Genomic DNA, 23,957 nt, shown 5'->3' on the forward strand with positions numbered 1-23,957 from the left:
CCGTTGTGGAAGCCAGCAGACTAGCAATGAACGTACCGAAATGACAGCGGCCGCCCGAGGGCGGCCGCTGGGGATTGTCCGAATGGCGCGCCGAGCAGGCGGCGCACCAATCTGGAGCACAGGCGTATCAGCGGAACTTGGGCAGGTTGAACTGCGGCGGCACGCCCATGCGCTTGTTGATGATCCACTGCTGTGCGATCGACAGCAGGTTGTTCGTCAGCCAGTACAGCACCAGACCGGCCGGGAAGAAGAAAAACATCACGCTGAAGATCAGCGGCATGAACCACATCATCTTGGCCTGCATCGGGTCCGGCGGCGCGGGGTTCAGGGCCGTCTGCAGCAGCGAGCTGGCCGTCATCAGCAGAGGCAGGATGAAGAACGGATCGGGCGAGGACAGGTCATGGATCCAGCCGACCCAGGGCGCATTGCGCATTTCCACGCTGGACAGCAGCACCCAGTACAGCGCGATGAACACCGGGATCTGGATCATGATCGGGAAGCAACCGCCCATGGGGTTGACCTTCTCTTCGCGGTAGATGCGCATCATCTCCTGCTGCATCTGCTGCGGCTTGTCCTTCAGGCGCTCGCGCATCTCCATGATCTTGGGGTTGATGGCCTTCATCTTGGCCATGGAGGCGTAGGCCTTGGCGTTGAGCCAGTAGAAGGCGATCTTCAGCAGCAGCACCAGCGCCACGATGGACCAGCCCCAGTTGTTGAGTACCTTGTGCAGCTGCTCGAGCAGCCAGTAGAGCGGCTTGGCCAGGATGGTCACCCAGCCGTAGTCCTTGACCAGCTCCAGCCCGGGGGCGAGCTTTTCCAGCAGGGTCTCGATCTGCGGGCCCGCGAAGAGGCGCGCATCGACGGTCTTGCTCTGACCGGGGGCGATCTCGCCCACGTCGGTGATCATGCCCACGGCGTAGAGGTTGGTGTCCACCTTGCGCACGAACAGGTCGCGCTTGACGCCGTCGGCCAGCAGCCAGGCCGTGGCGAAGTAGTGCTGCACCATGGCCACGTAGCCGTTGCTCGACGAACGGTCGATCTCGGCCTTGCCGCTCTCGATGTCCTTGAACTCGACCTTGTGGTACTTCTTGGCTTCCGTATAGACGGCCGGGCCGGTGAAGGTGGAGTAGAACGACGACTCGCCTGGCGGCTTGTTGCCGTCGCGCACCAGCTGCAGATAGAGCTGGGGCGAGACAGGCGCCGTGCCCGTGTTGACCACCTCGTGCTTGACGGCGATGTCGTAGGCGCCACGCTTGACGGTCCAGGTCTTGACCAGCTTCACGCCCCCGAGGTCGGGCGACTCGAAGCGGATGTTCAGCTCGTCCTGGCCGTCGGCCAGGGCGCGGGGGCCGGGCACCACGGTCATCGGCGTCTTGTGGGTGGGGAACTTGCCGCCGATCAGGCCGGTTTGCGCCACATAGACCCGGTGCGAGCTCTCGTCCAACAGCTCGAACGGCTTGGACTTGTCGGCCATGTCGGGGTACTTCAGCAGGTCGCCCTCGACCAGCGAGCCGCCGTCGGTGTCGAACTGCAGGCGCAGCACATCGGTGGTGACGGTCACGCGCTCATGCGCGGGAGCCGGCGCCACGCCGCCCGGCACCTGCTGCACCGCGCCTGCGGGCGGGGTGCCCGCGGCGGCCGGTGCCGAAGGCACGCTGTTGGCGCCCGCCGCAGCGGAGGAAGCCCCGGGCGTGGCGGGCGCCGCAGCCGTCTGCACCTCGGGCGCGGGGAAGAAGGTGGCCTTGTTGCCGTTGTGGATCTGCCATTTGTCCCAGAGCAGGACCATGGAGAAGCCAAAGATCACCCACAGGATGGTGCGGCGAATGTCGTTCATGAAGAAGTCTTCTTTGGTGAGGACGAGGAAGGTGCGGGGGGCGTCCACCGCGAAAACAGCCCGGCGCCACGGGGCGCCACGTCAGGCACGGGATCACACCCGCCGTCGCACCACGGATGGCAGCGCGCCAGCCGGCGCAGCGTGAGGTAGCTGCCCATGGCAGCGCCATGGCGCTCCAGCGCCTGCAGCGAATAGACCGAGCAGGTGGGCTCGAAGCGGCAGGCCGAGCCCAGCCAGGGGCTGAGCAGCAGCCGGTAGCCGCGGACGAGGCCCATGAGCAGCGCGCGCATCATGCCTCAAGCCCGCTGCCCATCCGGCCGGCGGCCGGAACTGGCGTGGGGGAATGGGCCGCGGCCGGAGCCGTAGAAGCTGCTGCTGCAGCCGCCGCCGGCACGCTGGGCGCAGCACGCGGAGCCGCGCGCCGCACGGCGTAGCCGAAGAGCTGCAGCAGCTCTTCGCGCACGGCCTGCTTGAGCAGATCCGACGTGGCACTATGGAACTGCTTGCGGTCGAACCCGGCGCGCAGGCGCACGACGTGCGCCGCGACCGGCAGCTGCGCGGCGAAGGTGGTGGACACCGCGTAGATCTGCCGTTTGATGGCGTTGCGGGTGACGGCGCGCCGGGCCCAGCGTTTGGGCACCATCGCACCCATCCACGGGCCGGGTCGCTGGTCGGCACACAAGCCGAACAGGGCCTGCGGCCCTTGCGCTTGCGGCAAGGAACCGGGCCCTGTCGGGGTCGGTATCGCGGGGTTTTCGGCGGCGTCAGTGCCTTCCAGGCCCAACCGGTGCAGTGCGAAATGCGCAGTGCGCGAGACGGTCCCCCCGGCCATGGCGGCCTGGAACTGGGGACGGGTCTTCAGCCGGTGCATGGCAGCGGTGTCCCTGGCGGGACGTGGCAGCGCAAGATGGGAAGGAGGGACAGCTGCGGGCCGAAAAAGCCGTGCGCGAACCTGAAGGCTTAGACAGCCAGACGCTTGCGGCCCTTGGCGCGGCGAGCGTTGATGACGGCGCGGCCGCCGCGGGTCTTCATGCGCACGAGGAAACCGTGGGTGCGGGCGCGGCGGGTCTTGGAAGGCTGGTAAGTACGTTTCATGGTCGATCCTTGAGGGTTGTTCAGTTACGGAGCGCACCCGGCTCACGCGAAGGCCGCACGGGCAGGCACCGCCGAGCAACTTCCCACACGAAGGAGAAAGAGGCCGCCCGGGCTTCATCACCCTGAACGCATTCAGGGAAACCGGCGATTATTGCAGGCTTGGACGGGCGTGGCAACCGTTGCACTCACGCCTCCGCGCGGGATGCCGGGCTCACGCCGCCGGGGCAATGGCCCGGCGGGCGGGTGGGACAAGCCCGCCAGATTGTGGATAAGTCCTTGAAAAGCTAGAATCGCGCCCCTTTCCCCGTTCCTCCTATCCACAAGAAGAAATCCCCGCAATGACCGAGGAACCCTCCCACAGCCCCCTGAACGAGCCCGCCGACGACGCCGGCCAGGGACTGTGGCAAGCCTGCGTTGAACAACTGGCGCAGGACCTGCCCGAACAGCAGTTCAACACCTGGATCAAGCCCCTGGCCGCCCAGGTCGCACCGGACTTCTCCAAGGTCACCGTGCTGGTGGCCAACCGCTTCAAGCTCGACTGGATCCGTGCGCAATACGCCGGCCGCATTTCCGCGCTGCTGGAGGGCCTCTACGGCCAGCCGGTAACCCTCGAGTTAGCGCTCGCTCAGAGGGAAAGCGTCGTGCGCACGTACGTACGCCCCGCCGCAGCCGAGCCCTCCGCACAGAACGAAGCCCTGCCGCCCGCCACCGACGAGGCCGCGCCGGGAGCCGGTGCGTTCCGCACCCGGCTCAACTCTGCGCTGACCTTCGAGACCCTGGTGGAAGGTACGGCCAACCGCATGGCGCGCTCCGCTGCCATGCACGTGGCGGGCTCGCCCGGCCACCTCTACAACCCGCTCTTCATCTACGGCGGCGTCGGCCTGGGCAAGACCCACTTGATGCACGCGGTGGGCAACCGACTGCTGCAGGACAAGCCCGACGCCAAAGTTCTCTACATCCATGCCGAGCAATTCGTGTCGGATGTGGTTAAGGCCTATCAGCGCCGCACCTTCGATGAATTCAAGGAGCGCTACCACTCGCTCGATCTGCTGCTGATCGACGATGTGCAGTTCTTCGCCAACAAGGACCGCACGCAGGAAGAGTTCTTCAATGCGTTCGAGGCCCTGCTGACCAAGAAGAGCCACATCGTGATGACGTCGGACACCTACCCCAAGGGCCTGACCAACATCCACGACCGCCTGGTGTCGCGCTTCGATTCGGGCCTGACCGTGGCGCTGGAGCCGCCCGAGCTGGAAATGCGCGTGGCCATCCTGATCAACAAGGCCCGCGCCGAGAGCGCCGACATGCCCGAGGAAGTGGCCTTCTTCGTGGCCAAGAACGTGCGCTCCAACGTGCGCGAGCTCGAAGGGGCGCTGCGCAAGATCCTGGCCTATTCGCGCTTCAACCAGAAGGAAGTCTCGATCCAGCTGGCGCGCGAAGCCCTGCGCGATCTGCTGTCGATCCAGAACCGGCAGATCAGCGTGGAGAACATCCAGAAGACGGTGGCCGACTACTACAAGATCAAGGTCGCCGACATGTACAGCAAGAAGCGGCCGGCCTCAATCGCGCGGCCGCGGCAGATCGCCATGTACCTGGCCAAGGAACTCACGCAAAAGAGCCTGCCCGAGATCGGCGAGCTGTTCGGCGGGCGAGACCACACCACCGTGCTGCACGCGGTGCGCAAGATCGCCGGCGAGCGCCAGCAGCTGACCGAGCTGAACCAGCAGCTGCACGTGCTGGAGCAGACCCTCAAGGGGTGAGGCTCACCACCCCGGCCCGCATATGACGCGCACCCCGAAGGTACCGTCCCCGTTCCCGGGCAAAATGGCGTGTTGGACGGCCCGAGAGGGGGCCCGCGGCCCGGTGCCTGAGGCAGCCGGCCGCCGTCCATGCACCTCTTCCTATTCCACCGAAGGTTGACGACATGATTGTCCTCAAGGCAACACAAGACAAGGTTCTCGCAGTATTGCAATCGGTGTCCGGCATCGTCGAACGCCGGCACACGCTGCCCATCCTGGCCAATGTGCTGATCCGCAAGACGGGCAATGCGCTGCAGCTGACCACCAGCGATCTGGAAATCCAGATCCGCACCACCGCCGAGCTGGGCGGCGACACGGGCGACTTCACCACCACCGTGGGCGCGCGCAAGCTGATCGACATTCTCAAGACCATGCCCGGCGACCAGACCGTGAGCCTGGAATCGCAGCAGTCCAAGCTGGTGCTCAAGGGCGGCAAGAGCCGCTTCACGCTGCAGTCGCTGCCGGCCGAAGACTTTCCGCTGGTGCAGGAATCGGCCGCCTTCGGCCCGGCCTTCAGCGTGCCGCAGAAGGTCCTCAAGGACCTGCTGGGACAGGTCTCGTTCGCGATGGCGGTGCAGGACATCCGCTACTACCTCAACGGCATCCTGTTCGTGGCCGAGGGCAACACGCTGAGCCTGGTCGCCACCGACGGCCACCGCCTGGCCTTCGCCAGCGCCACGCTCGATGTCGAAGTGCCCAAGCAGGAAGTCATCCTGCCGCGCAAGACCGTGCTGGAGCTGCAGCGCCTGCTGTCGGACGCCGGCGGCGAGAACCAGCCCCACATCGAGATGCAGTTCGCCAACAACCAGGCGAAGTTCACCTTCGGCGGCATGGAGTTCGTCACCAAGCTGGTCGAGGGCAAGTTCCCCGACTACAACCGCGTGATCCCCAAGAACCACAAGAACAGCGTCACCCTGGGCCGCGCGCCCCTGCTGGCCAGCCTGCAGCGCACGGCCATCATGACCAGCGACAAGTTCAAGGGCGTGCGCCTGAACATCGAACCCGGCACGCTGCGCGTCGCGTCCAACAACGCCGAACAGGAAGAGGCCGTGGACGAGCTCGACATCGACTACGGTGGCGACACCATCGAGATCGGCTTCAACGTCACCTACCTCATCGACGCCCTGGTCAACATGGACCAGGACATGGTGAAGGTGGAGCTCTCCGACGGCAACAGCTCCGCGCTGATGACCATCCCCGACAACGAACGCTTCAAATACGTCGTGATGCCCATGCGCATCTGACGCGCACCGGTCTCGGGGTGCAGGCATGTTTTGCTACTATTTTGATAGCTATATGCCCGCCTCCGCTGCGCGCTAGAGCCGATTTCGGGCTCTGGACAGACCGCCACAACGATTGACAGTTTGATTGACGGAAGCGCCGGGCTCCTCCCGCCGCCTCCACGGACACCCCAAGGCTAGCCATCCATGACCGCTGAGAACCACCTGCCCGCACCCTCCGAGAACGGCGCGGGCACCGACGCCCAGCCCACGCCCACGCACAAGATCGACACCCAGCAGGCTGGCGCCAGCGAGGGCTACGGCGAAGGCGCGATCCAGATCCTGGAAGGCCTGGAGGCGGTGCGCAAGCGCCCGGGCATGTACATCGGCGACACGTCCGACGGCACCGGCCTGCACCACCTGGTGTTCGAAGTGGTGGACAACTCCATCGACGAGGCGCTGGCCGGCCATTGCGACGACATCGTCGTCACCATCCACTCCGACAACTCCATCAGCGTCACCGACAACGGCCGGGGCATCCCGACCGGCGTGAAGATGGACGACAAGCACGAGCCCAAGCGCTCCGCTGCCGAAATCGCGCTGACCGAACTGCACGCCGGCGGCAAGTTCAACCAGAACAGCTACAAGGTCTCGGGCGGCCTGCACGGCGTGGGCGTCTCGTGCGTGAACGCGCTCAGCAAGATGCTGCGCCTGACGGTGCGGCGCGACGGCAAGGTCCACGTGCTCGAATTCAGCCAGGGCTTCGTGCAAAACCGCATCCTGGAGACGGTGAACGGCGTCGAAGTCTCGCCCATGCGCGTGACCGGCGAGACCGACAAGCGCGGCACCGAAGTCCACTTCCTGCCCGACACCGAGATCTTCAAGGAAAACCACGACTTCCACTACGAGATCCTCGCCAAGCGCCTGCGCGAACTCTCCTTCCTGAACAACGGCGTGCGCATCCGCCTCAAGGACGAGCGCACCGGCAAGGAAGACGACTTCTCCGGCGCCGGCGGCGTCAAGGGCTTCGTCGATTTCATCAACGCCAACAAGAAGGTGCTGCACCCCACGCCCTTCCACGCCACCGGCAACCGCCCGGCCGACAGCTACGGCGGCATCCCCGGCACCGAGATCGGCGTCGAAGTCGCCATGCAGTGGAACGACGGCTACAGCGAGCAGGTGCTCTGCTTCACCAACAACATCCCGCAACGCGACGGCGGCACCCACCTGACCGGCCTGCGCGCGGCCATGACGCGCGTCATCGGCAAATACATCTCCGACAACGAACTGGCCAAGAAGGCCAAGGTCGAAGTCAGCGGCGACGACATGCGCGAAGGCCTGTGCTGCGTGCTGTCGGTCAAGGTGCCCGAACCCAAGTTCAGCAGCCAGACCAAGGACAAGCTCGTCTCCAGCGAAGTGCGCGCCCCGGTCGAAGACATCGTCGCCAAGACGCTGACCGACTACCTGGAAGAGCGCCCGAACGACGCCAAGATCCTCTGCGGCAAGATCATCGAAGCCGCCCGCGCCCGCGAAGCCGCCCGCAAGGCCCGCGAAATGACGCGCCGCAAGGGCGTGCTCGACGGCATGGGCCTGCCCGGCAAGCTGGCCGACTGCCAGGAAAAAGACCCCGCCCTGTGCGAGATCTACATCGTCGAGGGCGACTCCGCCGGCGGCTCCGCCAAGCAGGGCCGCGACCGGAAGTTCCAGGCCATCCTGCCGCTGCGCGGCAAGATCCTGAACGTGGAAAAGGCGCGCTACGAAAAGCTGCTCACCTCCAATGAAATCCTGACCCTCATCACCGCCCTGGGCACCGGCATCGGCAAGGCCGGCGGTGCCATGGACGGCAAGAGCGGCGCCGACGATTTCAACGTGGACAAGCTGCGCTACCACCGCATCATCATCATGACCGACGCCGACGTGGACGGCGCGCACATCCGCACCCTGCTGCTCACCTTCTTCTACCGGCAGATGCCCGAGCTGGTCGAACGCGGGCACATCTACATCGCCCAGCCGCCGCTCTACAAGGTCAAGAACGGCAAGGAAGAGCTCTACCTGAAGGACGGCCCCGCGCTCGACACCTTCCTGCTGCGCGTGGCCCTGCGCGACGCCAGCGTCACCACCGGCGGCGACAGCCCGCAGACGCTGGCCGGCGAGCAGCTGGCCGAACTGGCGCGCAAGCACCAGCTGGCCGAGCACGTCATCGAGCGCCTGTCGGCCTTCATGGACCTGGAAGCCCTGCGCGCCATCGCCGACGGCGTGAGCCTGAACCTGGATACCGTCCAGGACGCCGAAGCCAGCGCCGTCGCCCTGCAGGCCAAGCTGCGCGAGCTGTCCACCAACGGCATCCCCGCCGAAGTGGCCGGCGAATTCGACGCCCGCACCGACAAGCCCATCCTGCGCATCAGCCGCCGCCACCACGGCAACGTCAAGAGCAGCATCATCACGCAGGACTTCGTGCACGGCGCCGACTACGCCGCCCTGTCCGAAGCCGCCAACACCTTCCGCGACCTCATCGGCGAAGGCGCCCGCGCCCTGCGCGGCGAAGGCGACAAGCAGAAGGAAGAAAAGATCGGCGACTTCCGCCAGGCCATGTCCTGGCTCATCAGCGAAGCCGAACGCACCACCGCCCGCCAGCGCTACAAGGGCCTGGGCGAAATGAACCCCGAACAGCTCTGGGAAACCACGATGGACCCCCAGGTCCGCCGCCTGCTGCGCGTGCAGATCGACGACGCCATCGAGGCCGACCGCGTGTTCACCATGCTGATGGGGGATGAAGTGGAGCCGCGTCGGGATTTCATTGAGACTAACGCGCTGCGCGCTGGAAATATCGACGTCTAAAGACATCGATTTTCTTGTCTAAATAGCGCCTCAAAAACGCGCTAGACAATATATAAATCAACAACTTAGGACAACAACCATGGTTAAACAACCGTGGTTGTTGTCTAGCTAGCTACGGGTCAACACAACCGCCAAACCGCAGCGGAGCGAGCCCCATGCGGCTGTATCAGCCCAGCCCGCTTCATGCTTTGCATCAAGTTCTTGACCTTGTTGGCCTTCTGCACGTCCGTCAGAACATCTGGCAGCTTGCGAAGCAACAAGGCGTCCAGGTCAGTTCTGGTGGCCTTGGGGCCGGCCGGCTCTGTTCGGTCAATTGAGCAGATCCGGCGGCAGCAGGTTCTTCTTGCGATAGATGGTGTTGCGCGAGACCCCCAGCGCCTTGGCGGCGGCCGAGAGGTTGCCCTTGTGCAGGCGCAGCATCTGCGCCATGGCCTGCAGGGTCACGTCCTGCAGGCAGGGGGTGGCGCTGCCGGCGGCGGGTTCGGCAGCGGCAGCAACCACAGGCGTGGCCAGGCTTCGTGCTTCAGGGCCCAACGGCACGCGCAGTTCGTCGAGGAAGTCGTCGGGCAGGTGCTCGACACGGATGACGCGGTCGTCGTCCACCATGGCGCAGGCGGTGCGCAGCAGGTTGTACAGCTGGCGCACGTTGCCCGGCCAGTGATAGGCGCGCATCAGCTCCAGAGCCTGCGGCTCGATGGTGACCTGGGCGCCGCCGTCCTGCGCGTGCAGCACTTTCTTCATCACGGCGTCGAAGTCGCTGCGCTCGCGCAGCGCCGGCAGGCGCACGACCAGGCCGTTGAGGCGGTAATAGAGGTCTTCGCGGAAGGTGCCGCCGGCGATCAGTTCCTTGAGGTTCTTGTGCGTTGCGCTGATGACGGTCACATCGACTTCCACCTCCCGGCCCGCGCCGAGCGGGCTCACCTTGCGCTCCTGCAGCACGCGCAGCAGCCGCGCCTGCAGGTGCGGGGGCATGTCGCCGATCTCGTCGAGGAACAGCGTGCCGCCGTGGGCCTGCTGGATCTTGCCGGGCGCGCCTTTCTTGCGCGCGCCGGTGAAGGCGCCTTCTTCGTAGCCAAAGAGTTCGGCTTCGATCAGCGTATCGGGGATGGAGGCGCAGTTGACGGCGACGAAGGGCTGGGCGGCGCGGGCGGAGTCGTTGTGGATGGCCTGGGCCAGCAGGTCTTTGCCGGAGCCGGTTTCGCCCAGGATCATCACCGGGATGTCGCGGTCGGCCACCTTGCGCAGCTTGGCGATGATGGCGGCGAGCTGCGCGTCGCCCGTGTCGAGGTACTGCAGCGACGACAGCTGCGCCCGGCGTGTGGCCGCCGCTGCGGCGGCGGCGCTGCTGCTGCCAGAGCGCTGCGGCGGCGCGTCTTGGGCCTTGCCAGGGAGGGGCGAGGTGGCCGGTGCGGTCCAGGGCCGGGCGGGCTGGGCTTCGGCATGGCACCAGACCATGACGCCGGTGTGCAGGCAGAACTGGCGCGGCACGGTGCTGGCGGTGCTGCCGGAAAGCTCCTGCAGGGCCGAGATCGGCTGGCCGAAGAGCGAGGAAAAGGTGTGCGCCTGCAGCGCCCCGAAGGACATGCCCAGCTGCATCTGTGCGCTGCGGTTGGCCGAGATGAAGCGACCTTCGGGTGTGAACGCGGCGATGCCTTCGACGAGCGTGCCGAGGAATTCCCCGCGCGAGTGGAAATGCACGCGCACGGCGTGGGGAAAGCTGCCCGCGAACATGTGGTTTTCGATCATCTGCGCGGACATGCGCGCCAGCGCCAGCGTGTGCTGGTGGTAGCTGCGGTGATCGCCCGTCACGTCCAGCGCACCGACGAGGCGGCCGTAGGGGTCGAGGATGGGCGCGCACGAGCAGGTCAGGCCGTGATTGGCGTTCATGTAGTGCTGGCTGCCATGGACGGTGACGGGCTGCTGCACCGACAGCGCGGTGCCGACGGCGTTCGTGCCCTTCTTCCGCTCGCTCCAGTCCATGCCGGGCACCAGGGCCACGCGGTCGGCCTTTTCGAGGAAGTCGCTGTCGCCCATGGAATGCAGCACCAGCCCTTCGGCCGAGGTCAGCAGCACCATGCTGTGGGTGTTGGCGATCTGGCTGTTGAGCGCCTCCATGACCGGCACGGCGTGCTGGAACAGGAAACGGTTCTCTTCAAGGGCGTCCTTGAGCCGGCTGGGCAGCAGGCCGCAATGGTCGGGCTCGTCATCGGATGCGATGCCGAAGGCCCGCGAACGCAGATGGGCCTGGTCGATCAGCGCGAGGATGTCGTGCTCCTGGGGCAGGCTGGCGTGCCTGGCGAGGCGTGTGTCCATGTTGTCTCCTGGGACCAGGCCAGCGCGGGCCCGGAAACGCTGTGCCCGTATGCGGCGCGCCTCGTGCCGGGCGGGCTCTGTACCGGATCGCTTGGACAAAATTATTAGGGCATGCCCGGGGCTTGGCAACCTGGCAGAACCCGCATGCGGGCTCTGGGCCGCGTGCCTTGGCACAATCGCCCACCCATGCGCTCCCCGATCTCCATCGTCAACGTCGACAACCCCGCCACCTGGACCCGCTGGCGCGCCGGCCTGTGCGACAGCTGCGCGGCCAACTGCTGCACCATGCCGCTGGAGGTGCAGCTGACCGACCTGGTGCGGCTGGGTCTGGTGGATGCCTTCGAGGCCGAGCACGAGGAACCCCGGCGCATCGCCAAGCGGCTGGAAAAAGCGCGGCTGATCGACCACTTCAACCACAAGAACGTGGTGTTCACCCTGGCGCGGCGCGCCAGCGGCGACTGCCACTTTCTCGATGCGCAGACGCGGCGCTGCACGGTCTATGAGCAGCGGCCGGACACCTGCCGGCTGCACCCGCGCACCAAGAGCCCCAAGCCGGGCTTCTGCGCCTATGGCGCGGCGGCCATGACGCCCGCGCAGCGCCCGCCGCGCTGACGGACAGGGCGCCAGCACCGGAGCGGCCGCCTGCCTTCCCCTCGCAGCCTCCACCACGCCCGCCGCCATCCCATGCGCCCCGCCGCCAAGGCCCTTCCCGTGATCGACGCATGCCGCTGTACTGGCTGCGGCTGGTGCGTGGCCGTGTGCCCGCCACATGTGCTGGCCCTGCAGGTGCAGGGGCCTCAGCCCTGGGGGCCGAAGCGCTCGGTGCTGCACGACGCCGCCGGCTGCACCGGGTGCGCGTTGTGCGACGTGCGCTGCCCCTTCGACGCGATCCGCATGGTGGCGAAGAAAGCGCCACCCAGCCCTTCTTAGCGTGAGGGGCACGGCCACCCGGGGTACGGATGCCCGTGAAACGGCCACGCTGCCCAGCGGCGCCGTCCCACAGCCGCGCCGGGATGCCGGTGGTCAGATGAGGTGTGGGCTGCATGCCTGCTGCGGCGCAGTGCGCCGCACACCCCATTCGTTTTTTGACCGAAGGAGATTCACGCTCATGTCCGCAGAAAAAACCGCATCCGTGCATTGGGAAGGCGCCGGCAAGGAAGGCATCGGCCAGATCAGCACCGAAACCGGCGCGCTGAACAAGGTGCCCTACGGCTTTGCCAGCCGCTTTGGCGACGATACGAAGAACAGCAACCCCGAAGAGATCGTGGGCGCTGCCCACGCTGCCTGCTTCACCATGGCGTTCTCGTTCGCCTGCGACAAGGCGGGCATCGCCACCGAGACGCTGGACACCACGGCCAAGGTGCGCCTGGCCAAGGAAGGCGACGGCTTCAAGATCGACCGCATCGCGCTGACGCTCAACGCCAAGGTGCCCGGCATCGACGAGGCGCAGTTCCAGAAGATCGCGCACGATGCCAAGGCCAACTGCCCGCTCTCGAAGGCGCTGGCCGGCGTGCCGGAAGTGACGCTGACGGCCACGCTGCAGAAGTAACGAGCCCGCCCCGGGCTTTGAGCCCCCAAAAGGCTGCCAGCGCTTGCGATACAAGCGCTGGCAGCTATTTTTTTGATAGCAGATTGGTCGCAGGCCGCAGCGGTGCGGCAAAACTGCAGCGCGTGCCTTATTGCTTCTGCTTCTGGTAGGCGTCGTGCGCGGGCTGGCCGCGGTCGGTGTCCTGCAAGCCGCGCTTGACGTCGCGGTAGGCTTGCTGGACGTTGGCGTCGGGCGCGCCGTCGGTCATGCCCACGGACTGGTCGCGCTCGTGCGGCATCAAGGGCGAGGCGTGTTTCTCGTCTTTGGCGCCCGCTGCAGGCGGATGCGGCGGGAGGTCGGCGCGGGTGGTGTCCACAGACCGGTGTTCGGTGCCTGCGTCCGCGTCGGGCGGCAGTTCGGACCGGGGGTTGCCGCCGGGGCGCTGGGCGGGATCGGTAGGGGGTTTGGAATGTTCGGCCATGTGGAGGGTCTCCTGGTGATTCATGTCGCCGTGCGGCGGTGAACCATCGTAGGTGGGGCGCGGCACAGGGGATGTAGGCTGGCGCGCTGGCCGGCTGTGAACCGGCTTCCATGTCACACTACTGTATGTCTCAACAGGAGTGGGCCGCGCAGGCCCTGCAGTCTTTCGATGCGGTGGTGTCGGCCACCGAGGGTTTCCGCAGCCGCACGGGCCAGCGCCGCATGGCCGAACAGGTGGCCCACACCTTCTCGCGCGCGCAGCTGGGCAAGCTTGAGGATGGCGAGGGCGAAGGCGCCCCGCCGCCCGCGCCGCAGCGCTCCATCGCCGTGGTGCAGGCGGGCACGGGCGTGGGCAAGTCGCTGGCCTACAGCGTGCCGGCCATCGCCATGGCGCTGGAGCGCGGCACGCGGGTGCTGATCTCCACGGCCACGGTGGCGCTGCAGGAGCAGCTGGTCAACAAGGACCTGCCGGCGCTGGCCAAGCGCATGGCCCAGCCCTTCCGCTTCGCGCTCGCCAAGGGGCGCGGGCGCTATGTGTGCAAGCTCAAGCTCGAACGGCTGGCGAGCGGCGGTTCGGCCGGCGGCGATGGCGAAGGCGGTGAGGGCGACGACCTGTTCGCCGACGAGGAAGCCGAGGAACGCGCACGCCGGCCGCGCCACGAATCGGAAGCGCGCATGCAGTTCTATACCTCGATGGCCGATGCGCTGTCGGCCGGCCAGTGGGACGGCGACCGCGACACGCTGCAGGCCCCGCCCGAATCCGAGGTCTGGAGCCCGGTGGCGGCCGAATCCAGCTCCTGCACCGGCAAGCACTGCCCGGTGTTCAGCCAATGCACCTATTACGACCGGCGCAAGGCGCTGGTGGCTGCGCAGGTCATCGTGGCCAACCACGACCTGCTGCTCTCCTCGATCGGCGCGCGGCTGCTGCCGGAGCTGGACAACTGCCTGCTGGTGCTGGACGAGGCCCACCACCTGCCCGCCACCGCGCTGCAGCAGTTCGCCTGCGAGGCCGACCTGAGCCGGCTGAACTGGATCGACAAGCTGGCCAGCCGGGCGCTGCGCATCGGCGCGCTGGTCGAGGTCGAGGAAATCGCCGACGTGCCCAATCACGCCGCCCGCCTGCGCACCGCGCTGCAGGACGCGGCCCGGCTGGCCATGGATGTCTATGGCGAAGAGCTGCGCGCCCCGCGCCCGGCCTGGGGCGGCCGCGCACGCCCGCAGGCGCCGGGCGTGCCCACCCGGGCACGGGTGGCCGGCGGCGTGCTGCCACCCGAGCTCATCGAGCCGCTGTCGCAGGCCGCGCACCATGCCGAGGGCTTTCTCGACGCGCTGCGCGCCATCTCCAAGGCCCTGCGCGCCGAGATCCGCGACAAGCCCGACGAGGCGCGGCGCCTGTCCACGCTCTACGCGCAGATCGGCGCGCTGGCCCCCCGGCTGGAGGCCGCGCATGCCACCGCCCAGCTGCTGCTGCAGGACGCGCCCGAAGGCGCCGTGCCCGCCGCCAAGTGGTTCACGCTGCAGGTCGATGGCGATTACATCGTCGTCAAGGCCCACGCCAGCCCGGTGCTGCCGGGCAACACGCTGCGCCACAACCTCTGGTCGGCCGTGCGCGGCGCGGTGCTGACCTCGGCCACGCTCACCAGCTGCGGTCAGTTCGATTTCTTCCTGCGCGAAGCCGGCCTCTTCGGCGACGAGGCCGTGACCACGCTGGAAGTGCCCAGCCCCTTCGACTACGCGCTGCAGGGCACGCTCATCGCCACCGAGACCACGGCCGACCCGCGCGAGGCCCAGGCCTTCACCGCCGAGATGGTCGATGCGCTGCTGAGCGATCTGGCCCTGGTCGAATCCGGCGCGCTGGTGCTGTTCACCTCGCGCGACCAGATGCGCCAGGCCGTCGATGCGCTGCCCACCGCCATGCGCGCCAGCGTGCTGGTGCAGACCGCCCTGCCCCGCCCGCAGCTGCTGGCGCAGCACCGCGAGCGCGTGGAGCGCGGCGAGCCGTCCATCATCTTCGGCATGCAGTCGTTCGGCGAGGGGCTGGACCTGCCGGGCGCGCTGTGCGAATCGCTCTTCATCACCAAGCTGCCCTTCGCCCCGCCGGACGATCCGGTGGGCGAGGCCCGCGCCGAGTGGCTGCGCGCCGCCGGGCGCGACCCGTTCAGCGAGCTGGTGGTGCCAGCCACCGCCATCCGCCTGGCGCAATGGGTGGGCCGCGCCATCCGCACCGAGGAAGACCGCGCCCACGTCTATTGCTACGACAAGCGGCTGGTGCGCACCTCCTACGGCCAGAGGCTGCTCAAGGGCCTGCCGCCCTTCACGCTGGAGCGGCGCGGGGCGGCCTAGGCGCAGGGCGGGCGGGGCCGACATGCGGCAGGCGCATACTCCCCGGCTTTTTGCGCCTTTGCAGCGCAATAACGACCATGCCCCACACGACCCCCGCCTGCCCCCAATGCGGCCTGGAAAACACCTACCCCGACGCCGACCTCTACATCTGCCCCGACTGCGGACATGAATGGCCCCAGGCCGGCGCCGTTGCGCAGGCCGATGACGCCGGCGGCGACGCCGGCGACGGCACAGTGCGCGACGCGAACGGCAACCCGCTGGCCGACGGCGACGCGGTGATCTTGGTGAAGGATCTGAAGGTGAAGGGCGCGGGCGCCACGCTCAAAAAGGGCACCAAGATCAAGGGCATCCGCCTGGTGGATGGCGCCGACGGCCACAACGTGGACTGCAAGACCGACCTGGGCAGCCTGCTGCTGAAGTCCGAGTTCCTGAAGAAGGCCTGAAGCCGGCCTGTGGACAACTTCGCCCGGGAGTTGTCCACAGCCGCTCACGGAACGCACACCACTGTCGGACGGCCCCCACAGCCAGCGGGGCCGCTTGCCGACCTGGCGCAGCCCAAGCCCGGCCTAGAGTGAATGAACCGAACGAAGGCGGATTCCCCTGCCTCCGTTGTTCCATCCCTTCATTCATTCAATCCACCCAGCCGGAGACCTCTCATGAGCCAGACCGAATCGAACCACGCCACGCTGTGGAAGCTGATCAAGGACATCCGTTTCGGCATGCTCACGCACCGCGCCGACAGCGGCGAGCTGCATGCCCACCCGCTGACCACGCAGAACAAGGACATCGACGAGCAGTCGCAGCTGTACTTCTTCATCCCCAAGAACGGCGAGCTCTACCAGCGCCTGCAGCGTGACAGCCAGGTCAACGTGAACTATGCCGATCCGGGCGAGGACAGCTACGTGTCCCTCTCGGGCAACGCCAGCTTCATCGAGGACATGGCCAAGAAGGAAGCGTTGTGGTCCCCCATGGCGAAGGCCTGGTTCCCCGACGGCGTGACCGACCCCAACCTCGCCCTGCTGGCCGTCCGCATTGGCCATGCCGAGTACTGGGACGTGAAGGAGAGCAAGATGCTCCAGCTCTTCAAGATGGCCGCTGCAGCGGTCACCGGCAAGCCGCCCAAGGACATGGGCGAGCACAAGGAACTCTCGCTCGGCTGACTCGGCCGAGCCGTCGCTCGGCACGGGGCGTGCCCGCATGCCGGGCCCCCCGCACTCAGGCGGGAGACCGCAGCCGGGGCGAACAAGCCCCCGCCGTGGACTGAGCCGGGGCGAGGACAATGGACCCCATGTCTTCCAGCCCCGCCATCGCCGTCATCGACTTCGAAACCACCGGCATGACGCCCGCCCAGGGCGCTCGCGCCACCGAGGTCGCCATCGTGCTGCTGCAGGGCGGCCGGGTGGTGGACCGCTTCCAGAGCTTGATGAACACCGGCGCCTGGATTCCGCCCTTCATCACGCAGCTGACCGGCATTACCAACGCCATGGTGGCCGAGGCGCCACCCGCCGCGCAGGTAATGTGCGAGGCCGCCCGCTTCGTGGGATCGGCGCCCATGGTGGCCCACAACGCCGCGTTCGACAGCAAGTTCTGGAGTGCCGAGCTGGCCCAGGCGGGCGTGACCGCGCAGCAGCCCTTTGCCTGCACGGTGCTGCTGTCGCGCCGGCTCTACCCGGAGGCGCCCAGCCACAAGCTAGGCCTCATCGTGGACCACCTGGGCCTGCCGCGCGCCGGCCGCGCCCACCGGGCACTGGCCGATGCGGAAATGGCCGCAGCACTGCTGGCACGCATGCAGCACGACCTGCGCCAGCGCTGGCATGTGGATAACCCGGACCATGCGCTGCTCAGCACACTGCAGCGCTGCGCTCGCCCCAAGGTGCCTGCCTTGCTGGCCGGCTGGGCTGCGGCCGGATCACGGCCCGCAGTCGCGGCCTGAAAAACAGCTTGCTGCGGTATTGATAGCAATCGGCGTGCATTCCAAGCACGCCACAAGGGTGCGAGAGCCCGCTGTTCGCCAGCCGCCAGGCGCATCGGGGATGAACCCGCGAGCAGGTGTGTGCCTGCTGCAACGACTGTATCGAGTCCGCATCGCAATGCCTCGCCCTGCCGTTGCGTGACATGCAATCCACCCCCGGCCCGGCGGTGCAATTGGTTACCCCCGCGCCGACCGCGATGAATAGGATTTGCATCGGAGGATCCACGCTTCATGACCGAACCATCGCATGCACCGCCCAGGCTGGCGCGCGTTCCGCTGCAGGCCGACGACCAGGCGCATGCCTTGCTGATCGTTCACGAACACGGGCATGTCGTTGAGCCGGCGGGCGGCCTGCGTCAGGTGCTCGGATTCGTGCCGGACGGTGCGGGCGGCTGGATCAGCGCCGCCCAGGCGGGCGACGGCCGATGGGGCTACCTCGACGGCCAGGGCTCATGGCGGGTTCGCGCCACGCTGGACGATGCCCGCAACTTCTCGGCCGACGGCGTGGCCCGCTTCTGCGACCACGGCCGATGGGGCTTCGTGGACCTGTGCGGCCGCGTGACCATCGCCCCCTTCTTCTCCGCTGCGCGGCCCATGCGCGGCGGCGTGGCAGCCGTGCAGACCGCGCCTGCCACCTGGCGCATCCTGCGCCACGGCGGCGACTTCGCATGCGATGCCATCTTTGAAGACCTGGGCGCCTTCGCCGCCTGCGGGCTGGCGCGGGCCCGCAGCCACGGCGCCTTCGGCTATGTCGATCGCAGCGGGCGCTGGGCGATCGCGCCGCAGTTGCAGCGGGCACGGGATTTCGCGGAGCAGTCCGTGACCGTGGCCTCGATCGACGGACACACTTACGGCCTGCTGGACGCCGAAGGCACCTGGGTGCTGCCGCCGTGCTACCCGCGCATCGACGCATTCAATGAAGACGGGCTCGCCTTTTTCGCCGAAGCCGATGAATGGAAGGACGGTCACGGCTACCTGGACACGCACGGCCGCGTCGCGCTGCGCGGCGGGGCCTATCTGTCCCCGCAGATGGCCTGCGGCCGCGTGGCCGACCATAGCGAGGAGGACGGCAGCGTCCGCTATTTCGCCGCCACCGGCCCGGCCACGGCAGACGCACTCGCCCCGACGGCCGCAGTCAGCCCGACCTGGAGCTACGGCACCGACTTTCGCCGCGCCGGCTGCATGGCGGTGGTGCGGCGCGCAACAGCAGCGCTGCAAGTGGAGGCCAGCGAACGCGGCATGGGCCTGGTCACGCCGGGGCCGGCGCGGGGCGCCTGGGGCCTGCTGCATGCCGACGGCCGCTTCGTTGCCGCACCCGGCGATGTGCTGGAGCCGCTGACCGGCGCCGACGGCTGGCTCGCACCGCTGCAGCCGGGCACAGCCCTGGTACCGTTCCACACCACCGATGGGCAGCTGGCCTGGATCGACGGCGAGGGCACTTGCGTCTGGCGAGCGCACTACGACGGACAGCAGGCCGCGCTGCTGGATGCCGACGGCCGCCCGCTGTGGCACAGCGCGCCGCGCGAGGCCTGCTGGCCGCCGCGCCCCTTCTTCCATGCGCCGCTGGTGGACCATCTGCAGTCGCTGGCCAGCGCCGACCAGATCGGCGTGCTGGCCCACACGCTGGCCGCCACGGCGGAGCAGCGTCTGCACGCGCTGGCAGCCGGCCAGCCTCCTGCTTCCGCCTCCGAAGAGGCCGACCGTCAGGCCACCACCGTGAGCCGCTGCGTGCTGCGCGCCACGTTGAGCGAGGCCCACCAGTCTGCCTACGCCTTTCTCCTGCCCGAACGCGAACGCCTGCTGCGCGAAGGCCGGCGCGTGCTGGCGCAACGCCTGGGCCAGCGCCACGGCACGCCGGACCAGCACCCCGACCATGCAGCGCCCGCGGAGTGCGGGACTGGCGAGGATCTGCTCGCCTGGGCCGTGCCGCCATCGCAGCCGCTGCCGGGCGATTCGGCCGAACGCCCCGAGGGCGCTGCCGCCCTGTGGCTGAGCCTCCACGCCCGCCGCAGCGAAGCAAGCCCCACGGCCGAAGGCGACGCCTGGTGGGAACTCTGGCTAATGGCAGCGCCCGACCGGAGCGCGCTGCGTGCAGCGCAGGCCGCGCGCGCGGCGATGGTGCGGCCGGTGCCGAACGTGGCCTGCGAAGCGGATGCATCGCTGCAGGTCGCGCAGCCAGCGCCGCAGCCCCTGCCGCGCGCACCAGAAGACACGGTGGCCGCGCGCTTGCCGGCGTTTCATGTCGTGCTGCCGCCGCTGGCGCCCGACGCGAATGCAGCGATTGCAAGCAGCACGGACGCGGTCTCCCGCGCGGGGCCGTCGCCAGCGCACCCTGCGCAGCACAGCCCTGCCGCGCAGCGGCCGCCCACCTCGCCATTGCGCAAGCCACAGCACCAGCCGCCCGATCTGGCTCTGATGGTGCACTTCGTGCTGAGCGTGGTCGCGCTGGCCTGCCACGTCAGCGTGGCGCTGACCGCCTGGAACGAGGCGGGCCCGCTGGCCGGCCTCGGCACGCTGGTCTGCATGGGCTTTGCAGAGCTGTACTGGGCCTGGCGCTTCGTCTTCCATGCCCCCGAAAGCCTGGTGCTGGCAGCGGCCGCGCTGGTGGTCGTGCTCTACCTGTTCGCCTGGTTCCCGCTCTACCGGCGCATGGGACAGTCCTTTTCCGCCCACCGCGCGGCGGCCTGAGCCCCGCATTCACCCTCCTGCGCTTTGCGCAGCCCTGTGCTACGATCTTTCCCATGCAACGCCGCCAGGTCCTGTCCACCCTATCGCTAAGCCTAGTGCTCGGCCGGGGTCTGCCTGCGTTCGCCTCTTTCGTTGCCTGATTCCAGCGCAACACCGACTTCTCCCCTGACCCCGGCCCGCGAACCAGCCTCCACACCCGTGGAGGGCTGCAGGGAGTCGTCGCATCGTTTCAGTCCCTAGTGATTTTTCGGAACCCGCCGGCGCAGCCACAAGTCGCCGCCGGCCTTAACGATTCGCGGAGCCCCTCATGATCGCCCAGCCTTCCACCAAGTACCAGGCATTCGCCCCCATCGCCTTGAACGACCGCACCTGGCCGTCCAAGACCCTCACGCGCGCGCCGATCTGGTTATCCACCGACCTGCGCGACGGCAACCAGGCGCTCTTCGAGCCCATGAACGGCGAGCGCAAGATGAAGCTCTTCCTGGAACTGGTGCGCATCGGCTTCAAGGAGATCGAGGTGGGCTTTCCGGCCGCATCGCAGACCGACTTCGACTTCGTGCGCCGCCTGATCGATGAAGACCTGATCCCAGACGACGTGACCATCATGGTCATGACGCAGTCGCGCAGCGACCTGATCGAGCGCACGGTGGAGGCGGTCAAGGACGCGCCGCGTGCCATCGTCCACCTCTACAACGCCACCGCTCCGGTCTGGCGCCGCGTGGTGTTCGGCATGAACGTGACCCAGGTGATGGCTTTCATCACCGAGCACGTCTCGCACTTGAAGCGCCTGACCGACGCCCGCCCCGAAACGCGCTGGACGCTGCAGTATTCGCCCGAGTGCTTCAGCGCGACGGAGCTCGACGTTTCGCTGCAGGCCTGCCAGACGGCGATCGCCGCCTGGGGCACGGGTCCGGGGCGCGAGATCATCATCAACCTGCCCACCACGGTGGAAAACGCCACGCCCAACGTGTTTGCCGACCAGATCGAGTGGATGCACCGGCACCTGAGCCCGCGCGAGCACGTCGTGCTCTCCGTGCACCCGCACAACGACCGCGGCACGGGCGTGGCGGCGGCCGAGCTGGCAATGCTGGCCGGCGCACAACGCGTGGAAGGCTGCCTCTTCGGCAACGGCGAGCGCTGCGGCAACCTCGACGTGGTGACGGTGGCGCTCAACCTGTACACCCAGGGGGTCCACCCCGGCCTGGACTTCTCCGACATCAACGCCATTGCCCGTGTGGCCGAGGAGTGCACGGCGCTGCCCATCCACCCGCGCCACCCGTATGTGGGCGACCTGGTGTTCACCTCGTTCTCGGGCTCGCACCAGGACGCGATCAAGAAGGGCTTCGCCGCGCACGAGGCGGACGGGCTCTGGGAGATCCCCTACCTGCCCATCGACCCCGCCGACCTGGGCCGCACCTACGACAGCGTGATCCGCGTGAACAGCCAGTCGGGCAAGGGCGGCATCGCCTTCCTGATGGAGCGCGAGCGCGGCGTGGTGATGCCGCGCCGCATGCAGGTCGAATTCAGCGCCGTGGTGCAGCGCCACACCGACACGAGCGACGGCGAAATGACCGGCGCGGCGCTCTGGGAACTCTTCCAGACCACCTACCTGCGCACGCCCCAGGACGTTGACGGCGCCGTGCACTACCACGCGCACCGGCTCACCGAAGACGGCCAGAGCATCGAGATCGACGTGACCATCGACGGCACGCGCCAGACCCTGCAGGGCCAGGGCAACGGCCCCATCGATGCGGCCGTCGATGCGCTCGGCCTGCCGCTGCGCGTGCATGGCTACGAAGAGCGCGCCACCGGCGCAGGCGCCAACGCCCAGGCGCTGGCCCTGGTCGAAGCCGGACTGGACGGACAGCCTGGCGCGACCTTCGGCGTGGGCCTGCACCACAACATCGTCACCGCCTCGGTGCAGGCGGTGGTGAGCGCGGCCAACCGGCTCATCGCCCGCAACAAAGCAGACGCGGCGGCCCCCGCCACCGCCTGAACCACGCACGTACGTACAACCCCGGCACCTGCCTGCTCGCCCCGCGGCCACGAGCCGCTGGCGCGGCCGGACCGCAGACACCGCCCATCCGGCGATGACCCTGCGCTCCGTGCGGCAGCCCTTGCCGACGAGCGGGCCGACTCCTGCATCCGTTACCCTCACGGTCCATGCATGACGCCGCCTCCCGCCGTGTGGTCCTCCTGCGCGCCGCCCTGCTGGCGGCGGCGCCCATTCCCCTGCTGCTGGCCGGATGCAGTTCCGCGCCGCCGCGACGTGCGCCGCGCCGCGTCGTCTATTCGCGCCTGACGCCGGAGCAGTCCAGCGACATCGCCATCCACGCCCTGGGCCTGGTGGGAACGCCCTACCGCTACGGCGGCAACACGCCCGACGGCGGCTTCGACTGCAGCGGCCTGATCGGCTACGTCTACATGAGCCGCGCCGGCGTGGCGCCGCCGCGCACGGTGGCGCAGCTCAGTGAATTCGGCGAGCCTGTGGATAACGACGAGCTGCGAACGGGCGATCTGGTGGTGTTCGGCTCCGGCCGGCCCACACATGCCGGCATCTACGTGGGCGCGGGCCGCTTCGTGCACGCGCCCTCCACCGGCGGCACGGTAAGGCTGGACCGCCTGAGCTCCGGCTACTGGGCCCGCCAGCCCACGGCGTTTCGCCGGCCTTGACGCACGGCAGGCCCTGGCCCGGCGGGGCGCGCGACAATCGCGGGTTATGACGACCCACGCCCACCGCCCCGCCAAGCCGCTTTCCACCCACGACACCACCCGCATCGACGACACGCGCATCGGCGCGGTGCGCCCGCTGCTCACGCCCGCGCTGCTGCAGGAATGGCTGCCCGCGCCCGATGCCGCGCAGGCACTGGTCGAGTCCAGCCGCGCCGCCATCTCCCGCGTGCTGCATGGCGAAGACGATCGCCTGGTGGTGGTGGTCGGCCCCTGCTCCATCCACGACCACGCGCAGGCCATGGACTATGCGAAAGCGCTCAAGGTGCAGGCCGATGCGCTCAGGAGCGAGCTGCTCGTCGTGATGCGCGTCTATTTCGAGAAGCCCCGCACCACCGTGGGCTGGAAGGGCTACATCAACGACCCGCGCATGGACGGCAGCTTCGCCATCAACGAAGGACTGGAGATGGCCCGCGCCCTGCTTCTGGACGTGCTTTCTCTGGGCCTGCCCGTGGGCACCGAGTTCCTCGACCTGCTCTCGCCGCAGTTCATCAGCGACCTGGTGAGCTGGGGCGCCATCGGCGCGCGCACCACCGAAAGCCAGAGCCACCGCCAGCTGGCCAGCGGCCTGTCGTGCCCGGTGGGCTTCAAGAACGGCACCGACGGCGGCGTGAAGGTGGCGAGCGACGCCATCCTCGCTGCGCAGGCACCGCATGCCTTCATGGGCATGACCAAGATGGGCCAGGCCGCGATCTTCGAGACGCGTGGCAACAACGACTGCCATGTGATCCTGCGCGGCGGCAAATACCCCAACTACGGCGCAGGCGATGTGCAGGCCGCGTGCGACCTGCTGCGCTCGGCCGGCCTGCGCGAGCAGGTGATGATCGACGTGTCGCACGCCAACAGCAGCAAGCAGCACCTTCGCCAGATCGAGGTGGCCGCCAACGTGGCCGCGCAGATCGCTGGCGGCGATACCCGCATCACCGGCCTGATGATCGAAAGCCATCTGCAGGAAGGCCGCCAGGACATCGTGCCCGGCCAGCCGCTGGCGCACGGCGTGTCCGTGACTGACGCATGCATCAGCATGGAGCAGACCGTGCCGGTGCTGGAGCAACTCGCCGCAGCCGTGCGCGCACGACGGGAGCTCGCCCAGGCGTAGGAGATCATTCCTCGCGAG

The 23,957-nt window shown here is 68.1% G+C and carries 20 protein-coding genes; 14 read left to right on the top strand and 6 right to left on the bottom strand.

The window, feature by feature from the left end:
* Positions 1 to 127 precede the first annotated feature (127 nt).
* The 4 genes from yidC to rpmH form a co-directional block, all read right to left on the bottom strand.
* Positions 128 to 1,834 carry a membrane protein insertase YidC gene (yidC, locus tag AC3A84_RS12405; RefSeq protein WP_487969944.1) on the bottom strand — a complete coding sequence of 569 codons (1,707 nt, stop codon included), beginning with the start codon at positions 1,832 to 1,834 and terminating at the stop codon, positions 128 to 130.
* The gene (yidD, locus tag AC3A84_RS12410; protein ID WP_487969946.1) at positions 1,831 to 2,127 is read right to left on the bottom strand and encodes a membrane protein insertion efficiency factor YidD; all 297 of its coding nucleotides are present in this window, start codon (positions 2,125 to 2,127) and stop codon (positions 1,831 to 1,833) included. Before yidD ends, yidC begins: the two co-directional genes overlap by 4 nt.
* Positions 2,124 to 2,705, bottom strand: coding sequence for a ribonuclease P protein component (locus AC3A84_RS12415; RefSeq protein WP_487969947.1), 582 nt, complete (start codon positions 2,703 to 2,705; stop codon positions 2,124 to 2,126). Before AC3A84_RS12415 ends, yidD begins: the two co-directional genes overlap by 4 nt.
* 89 nt (positions 2,706 to 2,794) lie before the next feature.
* A complete protein-coding gene (gene rpmH / locus AC3A84_RS12420; RefSeq protein ID WP_005798102.1) occupies positions 2,795 to 2,929 on the bottom strand; it encodes a 50S ribosomal protein L34 in 135 nt (44 codons plus the stop codon).
* A 338-nt stretch (positions 2,930 to 3,267) separates the two neighbouring features.
* On the opposite strand from rpmH, the gene dnaA reads away from it, so the two are divergent.
* The 3 genes from dnaA (at position 3,268) to gyrB (ending at position 8,786) form a co-directional block, all read left to right on the top strand.
* The gene (gene dnaA, locus AC3A84_RS12425; protein ID WP_092937523.1) at positions 3,268 to 4,689 is read left to right on the top strand and encodes a chromosomal replication initiator protein DnaA; all 1,422 of its coding nucleotides are present in this window, start codon (positions 3,268 to 3,270) and stop codon (positions 4,687 to 4,689) included.
* Positions 4,690 to 4,853: 164 nt separating this feature from the next.
* The gene (gene dnaN / locus AC3A84_RS12430) at positions 4,854 to 5,972 is read left to right on the top strand and encodes a DNA polymerase III subunit beta (RefSeq protein ID WP_487969951.1); all 1,119 of its coding nucleotides are present in this window, start codon (positions 4,854 to 4,856) and stop codon (positions 5,970 to 5,972) included.
* Between the two features lie 183 nt (positions 5,973 to 6,155).
* Positions 6,156 to 8,786 carry a DNA topoisomerase (ATP-hydrolyzing) subunit B gene (gene gyrB, locus AC3A84_RS12435; protein WP_487969952.1) on the top strand — a complete coding sequence of 877 codons (2,631 nt, stop codon included), beginning with the start codon at positions 6,156 to 6,158 and terminating at the stop codon, positions 8,784 to 8,786.
* Between the two features lie 309 nt (positions 8,787 to 9,095).
* Here gyrB and AC3A84_RS12440 read toward each other — a convergent pair whose 3' ends face one another.
* Entirely contained in the window at positions 9,096 to 11,099 is a 2,004-nt protein-coding gene (locus AC3A84_RS12440; RefSeq protein WP_487969954.1) for a sigma-54-dependent Fis family transcriptional regulator, read from the bottom strand.
* Positions 11,100 to 11,285: 186 nt separating this feature from the next.
* Here AC3A84_RS12440 and AC3A84_RS12445 point away from each other — a divergent pair, with 186 nt between their 5' ends.
* The 3 genes from AC3A84_RS12445 (at position 11,286) to AC3A84_RS12455 (ending at position 12,648) form a co-directional block, all read left to right on the top strand.
* Complete coding sequence (locus tag AC3A84_RS12445; protein WP_487969955.1) at positions 11,286 to 11,711, top strand: YkgJ family cysteine cluster protein; 426 nt, start codon at positions 11,286 to 11,288, stop codon at positions 11,709 to 11,711.
* Positions 11,712 to 11,783: 72 nt separating this feature from the next.
* Positions 11,784 to 12,029 carry an ATP-binding protein gene (locus AC3A84_RS12450; protein ID WP_487969956.1) on the top strand — a complete coding sequence of 82 codons (246 nt, stop codon included), beginning with the start codon at positions 11,784 to 11,786 and terminating at the stop codon, positions 12,027 to 12,029.
* Between the two features lie 178 nt (positions 12,030 to 12,207).
* On the top strand, positions 12,208 to 12,648 hold the full coding sequence (locus AC3A84_RS12455) for an OsmC family protein (protein WP_487969957.1): 441 nt from the start codon (positions 12,208 to 12,210) through the stop codon (positions 12,646 to 12,648).
* Between the two features lie 127 nt (positions 12,649 to 12,775).
* Here the strand turns inward: AC3A84_RS12455 and AC3A84_RS12460 are convergent, their stop codons facing one another.
* Positions 12,776 to 13,108: a hypothetical protein gene (locus tag AC3A84_RS12460; protein WP_487969958.1), complete on the bottom strand. Its 333-nt coding sequence runs from the start codon at positions 13,106 to 13,108 to the stop codon at positions 12,776 to 12,778.
* Between the two features lie 125 nt (positions 13,109 to 13,233).
* Between AC3A84_RS12460 and dinG the strand changes: the two genes are divergently transcribed.
* The 8 genes from dinG to AC3A84_RS12500 all read left to right on the top strand — a co-directional run bounded on the left by dinG (position 13,234) and on the right by AC3A84_RS12500 (position 23,939).
* A complete protein-coding gene (gene dinG, locus AC3A84_RS12465) occupies positions 13,234 to 15,450 on the top strand; it encodes an ATP-dependent DNA helicase DinG (RefSeq protein ID WP_487970073.1) in 2,217 nt (738 codons plus the stop codon).
* A 77-nt stretch (positions 15,451 to 15,527) separates the two neighbouring features.
* Positions 15,528 to 15,893: a zinc ribbon domain-containing protein YjdM gene (locus AC3A84_RS12470; RefSeq protein WP_487969960.1), complete on the top strand. Its 366-nt coding sequence runs from the start codon at positions 15,528 to 15,530 to the stop codon at positions 15,891 to 15,893.
* Positions 15,894 to 16,106: 213 nt separating this feature from the next.
* Positions 16,107 to 16,610 (top strand): pyridoxamine 5'-phosphate oxidase family protein, encoded by a 504-nt coding sequence (locus AC3A84_RS12475; protein ID WP_487969962.1) that lies wholly within the window; start codon positions 16,107 to 16,109, stop codon positions 16,608 to 16,610.
* A 128-nt stretch (positions 16,611 to 16,738) separates the two neighbouring features.
* Positions 16,739 to 17,383, top strand: a complete 645-nt coding sequence (locus tag AC3A84_RS12480; protein WP_487969964.1) for a 3'-5' exonuclease — start codon at positions 16,739 to 16,741, stop codon at positions 17,381 to 17,383.
* A 270-nt stretch (positions 17,384 to 17,653) separates the two neighbouring features.
* On the top strand, positions 17,654 to 20,110 hold the full coding sequence (locus AC3A84_RS12485; RefSeq protein ID WP_487969966.1) for a WG repeat-containing protein: 2,457 nt from the start codon (positions 17,654 to 17,656) through the stop codon (positions 20,108 to 20,110).
* A 307-nt stretch (positions 20,111 to 20,417) separates the two neighbouring features.
* Positions 20,418 to 22,106: a 2-isopropylmalate synthase gene (gene leuA / locus AC3A84_RS12490; protein ID WP_487969967.1), complete on the top strand. Its 1,689-nt coding sequence runs from the start codon at positions 20,418 to 20,420 to the stop codon at positions 22,104 to 22,106.
* 167 nt (positions 22,107 to 22,273) lie between these two features.
* A complete protein-coding gene (locus tag AC3A84_RS12495) occupies positions 22,274 to 22,783 on the top strand; it encodes a C40 family peptidase (protein WP_487969968.1) in 510 nt (169 codons plus the stop codon).
* 46 nt (positions 22,784 to 22,829) lie between these two features.
* Positions 22,830 to 23,939, top strand: coding sequence for a 3-deoxy-7-phosphoheptulonate synthase (locus AC3A84_RS12500; protein WP_487969969.1), 1,110 nt, complete (start codon positions 22,830 to 22,832; stop codon positions 23,937 to 23,939).
* Positions 23,940 to 23,957: the final 18 nt, after the last annotated feature.

The organism is Paracidovorax sp. (assembly GCF_057642795.1).

Excerpts from the sequence above, each read along its gene's own strand:
- yidC (WP_487969944.1), bottom strand. The coding sequence starts at position 1,834 with ATGAACGACATTCGCCGCACCATCCTGTGGGTGATCTTTGGCTTCTCC.
- yidD (WP_487969946.1), bottom strand. The coding sequence starts at position 2,127 with ATGATGCGCGCGCTGCTCATGGGCCTCGTCCGCGGCTACCGGCTGCTG.
- AC3A84_RS12415 (WP_487969947.1), bottom strand. The coding sequence starts at position 2,705 with ATGCACCGGCTGAAGACCCGTCCCCAGTTCCAGGCCGCCATGGCCGGG.
- rpmH (WP_005798102.1), bottom strand. The coding sequence starts at position 2,929 with ATGAAACGTACTTACCAGCCTTCCAAGACCCGCCGCGCCCGCACCCAC.
- dnaA (WP_092937523.1), top strand. The coding sequence starts at position 3,268 with ATGACCGAGGAACCCTCCCACAGCCCCCTGAACGAGCCCGCCGACGAC.
- dnaN (WP_487969951.1), top strand. The coding sequence starts at position 4,854 with ATGATTGTCCTCAAGGCAACACAAGACAAGGTTCTCGCAGTATTGCAA.
- gyrB (WP_487969952.1), top strand. The coding sequence starts at position 6,156 with ATGACCGCTGAGAACCACCTGCCCGCACCCTCCGAGAACGGCGCGGGC.
- AC3A84_RS12440 (WP_487969954.1), bottom strand. The coding sequence starts at position 11,099 with ATGGACACACGCCTCGCCAGGCACGCCAGCCTGCCCCAGGAGCACGAC.
- AC3A84_RS12445 (WP_487969955.1), top strand. The coding sequence starts at position 11,286 with ATGCGCTCCCCGATCTCCATCGTCAACGTCGACAACCCCGCCACCTGG.
- AC3A84_RS12450 (WP_487969956.1), top strand. The coding sequence starts at position 11,784 with ATGCGCCCCGCCGCCAAGGCCCTTCCCGTGATCGACGCATGCCGCTGT.
- AC3A84_RS12455 (WP_487969957.1), top strand. The coding sequence starts at position 12,208 with ATGTCCGCAGAAAAAACCGCATCCGTGCATTGGGAAGGCGCCGGCAAG.
- AC3A84_RS12460 (WP_487969958.1), bottom strand. The coding sequence starts at position 13,108 with ATGGCCGAACATTCCAAACCCCCTACCGATCCCGCCCAGCGCCCCGGC.
- dinG (WP_487970073.1), top strand. The coding sequence starts at position 13,234 with ATGTCTCAACAGGAGTGGGCCGCGCAGGCCCTGCAGTCTTTCGATGCG.
- AC3A84_RS12470 (WP_487969960.1), top strand. The coding sequence starts at position 15,528 with ATGCCCCACACGACCCCCGCCTGCCCCCAATGCGGCCTGGAAAACACC.
- AC3A84_RS12475 (WP_487969962.1), top strand. The coding sequence starts at position 16,107 with ATGAGCCAGACCGAATCGAACCACGCCACGCTGTGGAAGCTGATCAAG.
- AC3A84_RS12480 (WP_487969964.1), top strand. The coding sequence starts at position 16,739 with ATGTCTTCCAGCCCCGCCATCGCCGTCATCGACTTCGAAACCACCGGC.
- AC3A84_RS12485 (WP_487969966.1), top strand. The coding sequence starts at position 17,654 with ATGACCGAACCATCGCATGCACCGCCCAGGCTGGCGCGCGTTCCGCTG.
- leuA (WP_487969967.1), top strand. The coding sequence starts at position 20,418 with ATGATCGCCCAGCCTTCCACCAAGTACCAGGCATTCGCCCCCATCGCC.
- AC3A84_RS12495 (WP_487969968.1), top strand. The coding sequence starts at position 22,274 with ATGCATGACGCCGCCTCCCGCCGTGTGGTCCTCCTGCGCGCCGCCCTG.
- AC3A84_RS12500 (WP_487969969.1), top strand. The coding sequence starts at position 22,830 with ATGACGACCCACGCCCACCGCCCCGCCAAGCCGCTTTCCACCCACGAC.